This is a genomic window from Curvibacter sp. EU05-FHT14A10 (genome assembly GCF_058791075.1).
In genome coordinates, this window is sequence record NZ_JBYTDE010000007.1 from 100,129 (window position 1) to 112,661 (window position 12,533).

12 protein-coding genes and 1 tRNA gene are annotated in these 12,533 nt (G+C 64.4%); 4 read left to right on the plus strand and 9 right to left on the minus strand.

Features of this window, described 5'->3' with window-relative positions; translation table 11 throughout:
- Nucleotides 1-17: 17 nt before the first annotated feature.
- Nucleotides 18-1,820: a glycoside hydrolase family 15 protein gene (locus AC3WUT_RS15055; RefSeq protein WP_492347893.1), complete on the minus strand. Its 1,803-nt coding sequence runs from the start codon at nt 1,818-1,820 to the stop codon at nt 18-20.
- A 186-nt stretch (nt 1,821-2,006) separates the two neighbouring features.
- Here AC3WUT_RS15055 and AC3WUT_RS15060 point away from each other — a divergent pair, with 186 nt between their 5' ends.
- Together AC3WUT_RS15060 and otsB are read left to right on the plus strand one after the other, a co-directional pair.
- The gene (locus AC3WUT_RS15060; RefSeq protein ID WP_492347894.1) at nt 2,007-4,256 is read left to right on the plus strand and encodes an alpha,alpha-trehalose-phosphate synthase (UDP-forming); all 2,250 of its coding nucleotides are present in this window, start codon (nt 2,007-2,009) and stop codon (nt 4,254-4,256) included.
- 8 nt (nt 4,257-4,264) lie between these two features.
- Nucleotides 4,265-5,017, plus strand: coding sequence for a trehalose-phosphatase (gene otsB, locus AC3WUT_RS15065; RefSeq protein ID WP_492347895.1), 753 nt, complete (start codon nt 4,265-4,267; stop codon nt 5,015-5,017).
- 52 nt (nt 5,018-5,069) lie between these two features.
- Here the strand turns inward: otsB and AC3WUT_RS15070 are convergent, their stop codons facing one another.
- Nucleotides 5,070-5,432: a hypothetical protein gene (locus AC3WUT_RS15070; RefSeq protein WP_492347896.1), complete on the minus strand. Its 363-nt coding sequence runs from the start codon at nt 5,430-5,432 to the stop codon at nt 5,070-5,072.
- Nucleotides 5,433-5,623: 191 nt separating this feature from the next.
- Between AC3WUT_RS15070 and AC3WUT_RS15075 the strand changes: the two genes are divergently transcribed.
- Nucleotides 5,624-5,770: a hypothetical protein gene (locus tag AC3WUT_RS15075; RefSeq protein ID WP_492347897.1), complete on the plus strand. Its 147-nt coding sequence runs from the start codon at nt 5,624-5,626 to the stop codon at nt 5,768-5,770.
- 60 nt (nt 5,771-5,830) lie between these two features.
- Here the strand turns inward: AC3WUT_RS15075 and AC3WUT_RS15080 are convergent, their stop codons facing one another.
- From AC3WUT_RS15080 to AC3WUT_RS15090, 3 genes are all read right to left on the minus strand, one after another.
- Nucleotides 5,831-6,070 carry a hypothetical protein gene (locus tag AC3WUT_RS15080; protein ID WP_492347898.1) on the minus strand — a complete coding sequence of 80 codons (240 nt, stop codon included), beginning with the start codon at nt 6,068-6,070 and terminating at the stop codon, nt 5,831-5,833.
- A gap of 151 nt (nt 6,071-6,221) precedes the next feature.
- A tRNA-Met gene (locus AC3WUT_RS15085) sits at nt 6,222-6,298 on the minus strand.
- Between the two features lie 88 nt (nt 6,299-6,386).
- Nucleotides 6,387-7,166 carry an enoyl-CoA hydratase gene (locus AC3WUT_RS15090; protein WP_492347899.1) on the minus strand — a complete coding sequence of 260 codons (780 nt, stop codon included), beginning with the start codon at nt 7,164-7,166 and terminating at the stop codon, nt 6,387-6,389.
- 143 nt (nt 7,167-7,309) lie between these two features.
- Here AC3WUT_RS15090 and AC3WUT_RS15095 point away from each other — a divergent pair, with 143 nt between their 5' ends.
- Nucleotides 7,310-8,125 carry an enoyl-CoA hydratase-related protein gene (locus AC3WUT_RS15095; RefSeq protein WP_492347900.1) on the plus strand — a complete coding sequence of 272 codons (816 nt, stop codon included), beginning with the start codon at nt 7,310-7,312 and terminating at the stop codon, nt 8,123-8,125.
- Here the strand turns inward: AC3WUT_RS15095 and AC3WUT_RS15100 are convergent.
- The 4 genes from AC3WUT_RS15100 to AC3WUT_RS15115 form a co-directional block, all read right to left on the minus strand.
- The gene (locus AC3WUT_RS15100; protein WP_492347901.1) at nt 8,065-9,963 is read right to left on the minus strand and encodes a M61 family metallopeptidase; all 1,899 of its coding nucleotides are present in this window, start codon (nt 9,961-9,963) and stop codon (nt 8,065-8,067) included. The genes AC3WUT_RS15095 and AC3WUT_RS15100 overlap by 61 nt on opposite strands.
- Before the next feature lie 32 nt (nt 9,964-9,995).
- On the minus strand, nt 9,996-10,457 hold the full coding sequence (locus tag AC3WUT_RS15105) for a DUF3429 domain-containing protein (protein WP_027478084.1): 462 nt from the start codon (nt 10,455-10,457) through the stop codon (nt 9,996-9,998).
- 108 nt (nt 10,458-10,565) lie between these two features.
- Nucleotides 10,566-11,294, minus strand: a complete 729-nt coding sequence (locus tag AC3WUT_RS15110; protein WP_492347902.1) for a DsbC family protein — start codon at nt 11,292-11,294, stop codon at nt 10,566-10,568.
- A 47-nt stretch (nt 11,295-11,341) separates the two neighbouring features.
- Nucleotides 11,342-12,487 (minus strand): FAD-dependent monooxygenase, encoded by a 1,146-nt coding sequence (locus AC3WUT_RS15115; RefSeq protein ID WP_492347903.1) that lies wholly within the window; start codon nt 12,485-12,487, stop codon nt 11,342-11,344.
- Nucleotides 12,488-12,533 lie beyond the last annotated feature (46 nt).

Genomic DNA, 12,533 nt, shown 5'->3' on the forward strand with positions numbered 1-12,533 from the left:
GTGCCGGCTTGATCCTCTTACACCACCTGATCCCAGGGGCGGGACAGGCGCATGGCACCGTGGATGATCCCGACCATTGAGTAGGTCTGAGGGAAGTTGCCCCAGAGTTCGCCTGTCTTGGGTGCCAAATCCTCCGAGAGCAACCCCACATGATTGCGATGGCTGAGCAGGCGCTCGAAGCTGGCGCGTGCTTCGTCCAGGCGTCCCACCCGGGCCAGGGCATCCACCCGCCAGAATGAGCACACATTGAAGGCTGTTTCAGGCAGGCCAAAATCATCAGGCGCCTCATAACGACGCATGAAGGGGCCGTCGCACAGTTCGTTGTCCAGAACCCGGACCGTGCTCACGAAACGGGGGTCGAGTGCATCAATGAAGCCCACCTCGCACATCAGCAGCACGCTGGCGTCCAGGTGCTCGCCTTCAAAGCTTTCAACAAAGGCCTGGCGTTTGTCGCTCCATGCTCGCTCGAGGATCTTTTGCCGGATCAGCGTGGCTCGTTCAGCCCAGAGCGCTTCACGCTCGGACAAGAGCAGCTTGCGGGCGATCTTGGCCAGGCGATCGCAGGCGGCCCAGCACATCAGGGATGAGGAGGTGTGCACCCTGGCCCGGGTGCGCAACTCCCACATCCCGGCGTCGGGGGCGTCATGCAAGAGCCAGGCTTGTTCGCCCATGCGTTCAAGCAGTCTGAAGTCTTCGGCATCGGCCCGCCTCTGCAGGCGGTGATCGTGGAAGGATTGGGCCGCGCCCAGCACAATGTTGCCGTACACATCGTGCTGGAAATGCTCGTAGGCCTGATTGCCGACCCGCACCGGCCCCATCCCCCGGTATCCGGCGGGGCCGGCTTGCAGGCGTTCGGGTAGTTGTGACTCCAGGCCTACACCGTACAAAGGTTGCACGTGACCGGGGCTGGCGCGCACCACATCGTGCAACCAACGCAGGTAGTCTTCCATGGTGCCCACCTCGGCCAGGCTGTTGAGTGCCCGGACCACAAAAAAGGCATCGCGCAGCCAGCAATAGCGGTAGTCCCAGTTGCGCTGGCTGTGTGGCGCCTCCGGCAGGCTGGTGGTCACGGCGGCGAGGATGGCGCCGGTCTCTTCGAACTGGCACAGCTTGAGGGTGATGGCCGCGCGGATCACGGCGTCCTGCCATTCCAGCGGCAGGGCCAGGCGCGAGGTCCAATGACGCCAATAGGCGTGGGTTTCTTCTTCAAAAAGGCGCGCCGTTTCTTCGATGCCCCCGTTGAGCGATTCGTCAGGGCCCAGCAACAGGCTCACCGGCCCGGACAACGAAAACCAGGTCTCCTCCACCAGGTAGGTGATCGGGACATTGGTGTTGACCCGCCAGGTCCCGTCCGGCATCACATAACGCACATGGTTGCTCCCGCGGGTCAACTCAGGCCGGGTGTTGCCCCAATCTGCACGGGGTCTCAGCACGAAGCGCACCCTGGGATGGCCCGCCAGCGGGCGGACCCGGCGTACCAACTGAGCTGGTCTGAACATGCGATCGCGGCTGCGGTAACGCGGTGCGAAATCAAGCACCTCGATACCCGCACCGGCTGTGTTGAAAAGACGCGTTCGCACAATGGCTGTGCTTTCATCGTAGGCCTGCTCTGTCCGGCACAGACCCTCCAACTCGACGGCCAGTGTTCCATCGAGGCCTATGCCGTCGGCTGAATCGAGCAGCGCATGAAACAAAGGATCGGCATCGGGGCGCGGCATGCAGCACCACACGATGCGGGCCTGGCGATCGATGAGTGCGTTGATGGCGCAATTGCCGATCAGGGCCAACTCGAGGTTGGCGTTGGGCTGTAACTGGGGCACGGCACACCTCCTGGATACGGGTTGTCAAATGCAGTCATGTATATTTGTGCAAATGTATTTTGACGGCCCAGTGGGTTGAAGTCCACCCGACGCATGATCTGGCAAATCGGGTTTTCCATGAAGTCCGGACCCGGATGGCGGCAGGGGGAAGGAGATGGGGAGGGGCAAGAAGGGAAGGGTAGAACCATGATTTTGAATACCTTGCGATTGCAGTTCCGATTTTTGTTGCCATTGGTGTTGACCTTGGTGGCAGCTGCCTACCTGGCGCTGCCTTTGATGGACAAGCTCACGCTGCGCTGGTCGTCACGGGACCTGTCGCTGCGGGGCGAGTTGGTGACCCGTGCGCTGACCGAGCCCATTGCCGAAGCCCTGCCTGAGCCCGCGCGCCTGCGCACTGCGCGACTGCAGGCGCTGTTCAATCGGGCGGTGCAGGACGAACGGCTGTTTGCGGTGGCCTTGTGTGGTTCTGACGACACCATCGTCCACAAGACCGGAACCTACCCGCCCGATCTCGGGTGTGCTCAGGCGCGCAGCCTGGCGGCCCAAACCCTGGCCCAGCTGCCTTTGGCCAGCGGCGCGGTGCATGTGGGCATGCATCCGGTGGTGGTCGATGGCGAGCGGGTGGGCAATCTGGTGCTGCTGCACGACCTCAGCTTTGTGGAGCGGCGCAGCCAGGACACGCAGAAATACCTCATCGCCTTCATGGCAGGTCTGGGGCTGGTCATCTCGGTGATCACGGTGGTGGTCGCGCAGCTGAGCTGGCGCGGATGGGTCTCCGGCGCGCGGGCGCTGTTGCGTGGCGAGGGCTTGTTGAGCCCGCTGATCAGCACGCGTGGTGAATTGGCGCCTCTGGCGGCTGATTTTCGCGAGCGCCTGCGTGACCTGGAGGACAGCTACCGGCGATCGCTCGATCGCGATGACCACTGGGGGCCCGAGCGCCTGCGCGCCTTGCTGCGCTCGCAGTTGCGCGGTGACGAGTTGATGGTGGTGTCCAACCGCGAGCCCTACATCCATGAGCATCGCGGTGACAGCATCGTGTGCAAACGACCGGCCAGTGGCCTGGTCACGGCCGTTGAGCCGGTGATGCGTGCATGCTCAGGCACCTGGATTGCCCACGGTGGGGGCAGTGCCGACCGCAGCGTTGTCGATGCGCACGACCGGGTGATGGTGCCGCCAGGCAGTGCCGACTACACCCTGCGACGCCTTTGGCTCAGTGCCGACGAGGAGCGGGGCTATTACAGCGGTTTCTCCAATGAAGGTCTGTGGCCGCTGTGCCATGTGGCCCATGTGCGCCCTGTGTTCCGCGAGTCCGATTGGGTGGCCTACCGCGCCGTGAACGAGCGCTTTGCAGACGCTGTGGTGGCCGAGGCACGCAGCGCAGATCCGGTGGTGTTGGTACAGGACTATCACCTGGCCTTGCTGCCCGCCTTGATCCGTCAGCGCTTGCCGCGGGCCACCATTCTCACGTTTTGGCACATCCCCTGGCCCAACCCGGAGTCCTTTGGCATCTGCCCCTGGCGCGAGGAGCTGCTGCAAGGCCTGTTGGGCAGCACGATCATCGGCTTTCATACGCGCTTCCACTGCAAGAACTTCATGGAAACCGTTGACCGTCACCTGGAGGCTCGCATCGAGCACGAGCATTCGACCATCACCGTCAACAAGCAGACCACGCTGATCGAGAGCTACCCGATTTCAATCGCCTGGCCCGATGAGCAGGAGCGACAACGTTGGCCAGCCATCGCGGCCTGTCGCGAGGCGGTGCGCCAGCGCCTGGGGCTGCCTGCGGGGCACAAGCTGGCCGTGGGGGTGGATCGCTTCGACTACACCAAGGGCATTCTGGAGCGGCTACATGCGGTCGAGCGCTTGCTCGAAAAGTACCCGCAGTGGGTGGGGCAGTTCAGTTTGGTCCAGGTGGCTGCACCCTCGCGCAGCGCGCTGGATGAGTACCAGGCCTTTCAGCAGCGCATCCATCAGGCCACTGAACGACTCAATGCGCGGTTTGGCCGGCCGGACTGCCTGCCGGTCTACCTGTTGGCCGAACACCACGAATTCGACGCTGTGAACGAGCTCTATCGTGCCAGCGAGATCTGCCTGGTCACCAGCTTGCACGACGGCATGAACCTGGTTTGCAAAGAGTTCGTGGCTGCGCGCGACGACGAACAGGGCGTGCTGGTGCTGAGCCGTTTTGCTGGCGCCGCGGCCGAGCTGAACGAGGCCTTGATCATCAACCCCTACCATGTGGAAGAAGGCGCCGATACCTTGCACCGTGCCCTGACCATGCCTGAGGCCGAGCAACGCGAGCGCATGGGCAATCTGCGCACCACGGTGCGTGACGACAATGTGTACCGCTGGGCGGGCCGCATGCTCACCGATGCCGCGCGTTGGCGCCTGCGGGAGCGCATTGAAGCTCGCATGCAACGTCACAACGGCGCTTGAGAGCTGCCATGCAACATCTTTTGACTGCCCAGGGGCTGCAGGCACTGTCCCGTTTGATGTGTCGGCGAGTCTTGTTCGCTTTTGACCTCGACGGTACCTTGGCCCCGATCGTCGAACACCCGGCCGATGCCCGTGTGCCAGATGCCTTGGCCAATCGCCTTCGGCAACTGGCGATGGTGGCGCCGGTGGCGGTGGTCACCGGTCGCAGTGTGGCGGACGCCCGGCCGAGGCTGGGGTTCCGTCCGCACTACCTGATTGGCAACCACGGTGCCGAAGGCTTGGGCCATGTGGCCGAGTCCACTGGATTGGCAAGTCTGCGTGCCCGATGGCTTGAGCGTGGTGGTGTACCGCAGGCGGCCGGCGTTGCGTTCGAGGACAAGCGGTTCTCGCTCGCCCTGCACTACCGCCAGGCACCTGACCCGCAACACGCGTTGCAGGCCATCCAGGACTGGTTGCATCCGCTGCCTGCCGACCTGTCCACGCTGGGGGGGAAAGCCGTCGTCAATGTGTTGCAACGTTCGGCCCCTGACAAGGCCGATGCGGTGCTGCGACTTCTGGCGCTCAGCGCCTGCGACACCCTTTTGTTTGCCGGTGACGACGTGAACGACGAGCCCGTCTTTGAACGCGCACGGCCTGATTGGGTGACGGTGCGCATCGGCTCGCCGGAGGCCGTCAGCCGGGCCCTGTATTGCCTGGAAGATCCTGCGGCCATGGCGCAATTGCTGGACCTGATCCTGCCGCAGCTGATGGCGCGGCCCTAGAGGCCGTGCGCGTGGGGGCACACTTGGGTCCGGTTTTTGGCCGGGTCGACATTCAAGGCAGGTTCAAATCGGCCTTGATTCTGGCCACTTGCTGCTGGATGGCTTCCTTGAGCGCATAGCGGTCGACCATGGTTAGGCCTGGGAAGCCGTTCCTGAGCAACTGTTCCAGGGGTTCGAATGATCGGAGGTACTCCACAGAGCGCCTGTAAAACGCCAGCAGCAGCGTCGATCGCCTCGCATCCAGGGCATGGCGCAAGGGCCGTGGTACTTCCGCCGGGCCCATTTGTTGAAACGCTGAATCCAGAAACTCAAGTGCCAGCAGGTTGTCGTGCTCTTCAATGAGATCGATGGCCTTGTTCAGATCGCTTGCTGGCCCCCCGGCTCGTTTGAGTACGCTGTTGACAAAGACTTCCATGACGCAGGCAGGCTTGACGGAGTCTGGATTGTCAATCGTGCCCGCCCCTGGATGCCTTGATCTGAGTGGTGTGTCCGCCAGATTCCGGACCTATTTCACGCCGCGCATCAATCCTGGCCAGCCTGGGCTGCAAGAATCGATCGAGGCCGGTGTTCTGTTCCAATGAGGGCAGTTTCAAACCGGAGAACAATGTGATTGATCGTGCCCTCAGGATTGCCCAGGTGCTCGCCTTGCTGTGGATCGGCTACGAGCTGCATGCTTTGGCCAACCCTGACGCAGAGAGTCCGGACCTCGATAGCACGGTTGATTCTGCGGCCGTGGTGGCACCTCGGTTGTGAGGGCGGTGCCTGCCTGCGCGGGCCTTGGCCTGGGTGCGGGTGTGGCTCGGTACTTGGGCCTCAGTCGTTCCACTGAATCCAAAGCCATGCGCAAAGAATCGAGCCCAGTGCCCAGAGCATCCAGGTTTCTGTGATGGCATAGGGGTAGAGCATCAGAACAAGCCCGCTCCATCTGACGACAGGGCGTTGGGTGTGTTTGCCATGGCGCCAGGCCACCATGCCCACCAGCCCGAACAGCACCGCACCGATGAGGTAGGCCGCGCTGGGCAGCTCAATGCCGAGTTGGAAAAGTGGGTCCATGAGGGCGGTGAGTGAGGGGGGGGGTTGGGGCGACGCCGATTTCAGTAATCTACTTGCATCCGCCATGACATCGGATGGGGTGGCCCGGAAACGAAAAAGCCACCCGAAGGTGGCTTTCTTGTCCAAGTGCTTGTCGCACATAGAGAAATTTTGGTGGCGCTTCACGGATTCGAACCGCGGACCTGTGGATTATGATTCCATCGCTCTAACCGACTGAGCTAAAGCGCCAACTTTTCAAAAGCCTTGCGATTGAGGCTTTTGTTTCAGACTCATTTCGTCTGAGCCCTCAATTATAGACACAAAATTTGAGGCGAAATCACTGGTGGGTGAAATTTGGGCTGCGTTTGTTCAAAAATGCGTCCATGCCTTCCTTCTGGTCCTGTGTCGCGAACAGCGAGTGGAACAGGCGGCGTTCGAACATCACGCCATCCGACAGCGTTCCTTCAAACGCCCGGTTGACCGATTCTTTGGCGGCCATGACCGCAATCTGCGAGTAAGAGCAGATCACCAGCGCAGCGCCCAGTGCTTCTTCCATCAATTTGTCCACCGGCACCACCCGACTGACCAGGCCCGAACGCTCGGCTTCGGTCACGTCCATCATGCGCGCCGTGAGGGCCATGTCCATGGCCTTGGATTTGCCGACAGCCCTTGGCAGCCGCTGCGTGCCACCAGCACCCGGGATCACACCGATCTTGATCTCGGGCTGACCAAACTTGGCGTTGTCTGCCGCGATGATGAAGTCGCACATCATGGCCAGCTCGCAGCCGCCTCCGAGGGCAAAGCCTGCCACGGCCGCAATCACGGGTTTGCGGATGCTGCGGATGGTTTCCCAGTTGCGCGTGATGAAGTCGCCCTTGTACACATCCTGAAAGCTGAACTTGGCCATGGCGGCAATGTCGGCCCCTGCGGCAAAGGCGCGCTCGCTGCCCGTGACGATGATGCAGCCGATCTTGGCGTCTGCATCGAACTCGCGCAGGGCGGCGCCCAGTTCGGTCATCAGCTGGTCGTTCAGGGCGTTGAGCTGTTTGGGGCGGTTCAGGGTGATGATGCCGACCTGATCAGCCTCGACGCGCACTTCGATGGTTTCGTAAGCCATAAACCTATATCTCCGTCAGTAGGGGTTGCCGGGACTATACCCAAGCCATTTGTCGCCAGGCTGTCAAACGGGTTGCAATGCGTGCTGAAGGCTTTGGGCAGAATGATCGATCCAGATTCAAAACACCCAGCAGGAGACTTGGCATGACCGATGAAGCTCAGCCCGCAGTTTTGTATGCCACCGACGACGCCAGTGCTGGCGCAGTGGCCTTGATCACCTTCAACCGGCCCCAGACGCTCAACAGTTTTGACCTGACGATGCACCGCGCCTTGTGGGCGGCCCTGGATGCGGCCGAGGCCGACGAGAACGTGCGGGCCGTGGTGCTGACGGGCGCGGGCCGGGGTTTTTGTGCAGGGGCCGATCTGTCGGCCTTCGACTTTGCCCCGGGGCCCGATCGGGTGCGCCGGGCCGACCCGGGGCCGGTGATCGATCAGGCCTTCAACCCCACCGCCCGGCGCCTGCAGGCCTTGCGCATGCCGGTGCTCGCTGCCGTGAATGGGGTGGCCGCGGGGGCCGGCATGTCGCTGGTGATGAGTTGTGACCTGGCGATCGCCTCGCCTCAGGCCAGCTTCATCCAGGCTTTCAGCAAGATCGGGCTGGTGCCAGATGCCGGCAGCACCTGGTTGCTGCCGCGTCGCGTGGGCTTGACCCGCGCGCTGGGCCTGGCGCTGACGGGCGACAAGCTGGGCGCTCAGCAGGCCCGGGAGTGGGGCTTGATCTGGGATGTGGCGGACGACTGCCTGGACACCACCTTGACGCTGGCCCGCCGCCTGGCGGCCATGCCCACGGCGGCCTTGGTGGCCACCCGCCGGCTGTTGCGCGAATCGACCACGCGTGAGCTGGACGCCCAGTTGCTGGCCGAGCGCGACGCCCAGTCAGCCATGGGCCGCACCCACGATTACTTTGAGGGGGTCGAGGCCTTTTTGGCCAAGCGAGCCCCGGTCTTCCGGGGCGATTGAGGCGCTCGGGCCTTGGTTTCAGTGGCGGCGGCCGGTGCACTGGCAGGCACATCGGCTGACGCAGGGGCTGGCATTGGGTCCCCACCCAGCCAGGCCTTGACCCAGGCCGCCTGCTCGATGGCCAGGCGCACCGTGGTGGCCTGGGCGGGCAGCTTCAACGCCAGTCGCAGCAGGCGCCGGTCGCGCGCGACCAAGGCGGTGGCGCGCTTGGCCGGCCCCGCGTACAGCGCCAGGTCGTCCAGCTTGGACAGGCGCCAGCCTTGCGGGCCCACCTCCAGGCCAAGCCATTCATCACCGGCCGCCATGCCGGCTTTCTCGGCCAGGCCACCGCGCAACACCGCCTTGATCTGGACGCTGCCGTTTTCCGTCACGCGCAGGCCCAGGGCTTGCGCGGGTTGGGCTGGGTCATCGTGCCAACGCACACCGGCCTTCGCCAGCAAGGGCTGCACCGGCAGGTCGGCCACGCCGTGCACCCAGGCCTTGAGTTCGGGGCCGAAGTCGCGGCCCGAAACCTCTTTGAGCACCTGGGCAAAGTCGTCTTCGCTCATGGGGCCGCCGCTGCAACGCTGCCATACCGCACGCATGGCCTGGTCCAGGCTCTGTCCCTGGGCGCGCAGCGTCAGGTCCAGGCACAGGGCCACCAGCGAGCCCTTGGTGTAGTAGCTGATGGTGGCATTGGCCGTGTTTTCATCCTGCCGGTAGTACTTCACCCAGGCGTCGAAGCTGGCCTCGGCCACGCTCTGCACCAGGCGCCCCGGGGCCTGCAGCACCTGGTTCAGGGCCTTGTTGAGCAGGCGAAGGTAGGCGGCATCGTCGATCAGGCCGGCGCGACGCAGCAGCAGGTCGTCGTAGTAGCTGGTGAAGCCCTCGAAAAACCAGAGCAACGGGGTGTAGTTCTCCTGGGTGTAGTCGTAGCGGGCCAGTTCTGCAGGGCGCAGCCGCTTCACGTTCCAGGTGTGGAAGTACTCGTGGCAGATCAGGCCCAGCAAGGTGGTGTAACCCTCGGGCGTGCGGGCTTCGCCCAGTCGCGGCAGATCGCGGCGGCCGCAGATCAGCGCGGTGCTGGCCCGGTGCTCCAGCCCGCCGTAGTTGTCATCCACCACATTGAGCATGAAGACGTAGCGCGAGTGCGGCACGCCGCTGGCCGCCGGCTGGGCGGCGTCGACCTCGGGGTGCCAGAAACGGATGGCGGTTTCGCAGATCTGCTGGGTGTCGCGCAGCAACCGGGCCGAGTCAAAAGACGCCGTTGCGCCCGCCACCACGATCTGGTGTGCCACGCCGCAGGCGGTGAAGCTGGCCTGCCAGAAGTCGCCCAGTTCGAAGGGGCTGTCCACCAGCTCGTCGTAGTCGGCCGCCTGGTACAGACCAAAACCGCGACGGTCGACCTTCAGCGCCGTCAGCGCCGTGGCTGCGCTCCAGCCTTCAGCCGGGGATTCCACCGTGATCTGGTGGGGCAGGCTTTCCTGGCCGTGCACCCGCAGGCACAGGCTGGTGCCGTTGAAAAAGCCACGCTGGCTGTCCAGCCACGCGGTGCGCACCGAGTTGTCAAAGGCATAGACCTGGTAGCGCAGTTCCAGCGGGCTGCCGGCCTGGCTCGCCACTTGCCAGCGGCATTTGTCCAGTTGCTGCAGCGCCACGCGCCGGCCTTTCTGCCGGGCTTGCAGCTGTTGCAGGTTCTTGGAGAACTCCCGCACCAGGTAACTGCCCGGAATCCACACCGGCAGGGAGACCTCCTGCTGTGCCGTGGGGGCGGGAATGGTCAGGGTCACCTCATACAGGTGGGCGTGCCGTTGACGGGCGTCGATGCGGTAGTGCGGTGCGCTGGGGTGTTGTTTCATACGGGCCTGAGGCGGGGCGGTCGGCAGAGGGGTCAGGTATTGGCAGCGCCCAGCAGGCAGCTCAGGGTGGCCACCACGGTCAGCCTGAAGCGCAGGGTGAGCCAGGGCCTCAGTTGGGGCGAGGTCCAGGTCTTGCGATCCACCAGGTAGCACACCACCAGCAGCAGGCCCAGCAAGGGCAGCCCAGCATAGATCGGCATCACCACGGCGATCCAGGCCACGATGGGCGGGATCACGCCCCACACCAGATGGATGCGCGGCGCTGCTTCACCCTGTTGAAAGGCGATACCCCAATGGATGCCGCCCAGAAACGAGGCCACGGTGGCCGCATAGGCCATCAGCGCCAGGGCCACAAAGGGCATCAGGTCGGGCGTGACCAGCCACATCAGCAGGGCCAGCAACACGAAAGGCGCCAGGCCGGCATAACCCAGGCGTTCGATCACGAGGGACAGGGGAGCCCCAGCCGGATGGGGAGTCGGGACAGAGGTGTTCATGCCCCGGATTGTGGCCGGGTTTGCGTGCCCCAGCCGCAGGCCAGGGCAATCCTGTGGGGCGAGTGTGGCGTGAACGACGCACTCAGGCGGTACCGGTCCGTGGCCCGGTCACTCCTTGCTGGGGCTGGCCGCCTGGGCAATGCGCTGCTCGATCTGCTGCGTGTTCAGCGCGCCGGGCACCCGGCTGCCATCCGAGAAGATGATGGTGGGCGTGCCGGTGATCTTGTACTTGCGCCCGAATTCCACGTTGCGCGCAATGGCGGCCACGTCGCAGCTGCCATTGGGGGCGGCCTTCTCGCGCACCATCCAGTCAAGCCAGGCGCCGCTCTTGTCCTTGGCGCACCAGTGGTTGCGCGCCTTGTCGGCCGAGTCGGGGCCCAGGATGGGGTACAGGAACATGTAGACCGTCACGTTGTCCACCTTGGACAGGTCTTTTTCGAAGCGTTTGCAGTAGCCGCAGTTGGGGTCTTCAAACACCGCGATCTTGCGCTGGCCATTGCCGCGCACGATCGTGAATGCGTCGCCCATGGGGAGGGTGCTGAAGTCGACCGCGGTGATCTTGGCCACGCGCTCTTCCGTCAGGTTTCGTTGCTGGGCGGTGTCGATCAGCTCGCCCTGGATCAGGTAGTTGCCCTTGGCGTCGGTGTAGAACAGATCATTGCCCACGCGCACCTCGTAGAGGCCGTTCATGGGGGTCTTGCGCACCTCATCAATGTTCTGCAGTTGGGGAAGGCGGGCCGCCAGGGCTTTCTTGATCACCGCCTCCTGGGCCAAGGCGCCCAGGCTGAGCAGGGGCAGGGCTGCCAGCAGCAGGCGGGGGATGAGGGCTGTTTTCATGGTGTGGTGTGGGGCAAAAGGAGTAAAAGACCGTGGTCAGGCCTGGATCAGGCCAGGCCCATGGCCAGGCGGGTCACCCAGTTCTTGAGTGGGCCGCTGCGGTTGAATTGGTTCATGCCCCAGTTGCGGGCGTTCTGTACGCTGGGCAGCGTGTGGTCAAACAGGCGCTGCAGCCCGTCGCTGGCCAAGCCCAGGGCCCAAATCCCAGCCTTGCGTTCGCGTTCGTAGCGGCGCAACAGCTTGGGGTCGCCCACGCTGCGCCAGTAGTCACGTTCGCGCAGCACGCGGGCCAGGGCTTCAACGTCGCCCAGGCCCAGGTTCAGGCCCTGGCCGGCCAGCGGGTGCACGGCATGGGCGGCGTCGCCTGCCAAGGCAAAGCTGCGCACCGGGCCCTGAGCGGGCTGGCCGGGCAGGGGCCCCACCCAGCGGTCGGCACGCGACTGCTGCAGCGACCAACTGGCCCGCTCGCTGCTGAGGCTCAGCGAGCCCGCAGGCCAGCCGGCCTGAGCGGCCACGCGATCGGCAAAGTCTTGGGGGGGCAGGGACATCAGTTCGGCAACCTCGGCATGAGGCACTGACCAAACCAGAGCGATGGAGTTCCCTTGATCGCCGCCCAAAGGCAAAAAAGCCATCACCTGAGCCGGTAAAAACCACTGGCGAGCCAGTTGCCCATGGGGCTCCGCGGCCTCCAGTCGGGCCGCAATGGCGGTGTGCGGGTAGGGCGTGGTCTCGTATTGCACGCCAAACTCTTCGCGGGTGCGGCTGGCGCGCCCCTCGCAGACCACCGTCAGGGCGGCATCGCGCGGGCTGTCAACGCGTTCGATCTGGGGTTGGTAGCGCACGGCCTCGGTCAGCCGGGCCTCCAGGGCAGGCACGTCGACGATCCAGGTCAGTGCCGGGGTGTTCTGCTCGCGGGCCGAGAACACCACCTCGCCGCCCTGGTCGCCCAGCACCTGCATGCCAGTGACGGCGGTGACGGCCTCGCCCTCGGGCCAGCAGCGCAGCGAATCCAGCAACTGCTGCGACGCGTTATTCAACGCGTAGGCGCGCACATCCTGGGCCGGGGGGGCGGGCTGGGTCGGGCGGGGCGGGCTCACCAGGGCCACCCGCAGGCGTTCTCGGGCCAGCAGCAGGGCCAGGGTCTGGCCGACCACGCCGGCACCACGGATACACACATCAAAGGCTTGCGTCATGGGCCGTGATTGTAGGAGGCAGGCACAATCGCGACCTGACCTTGCG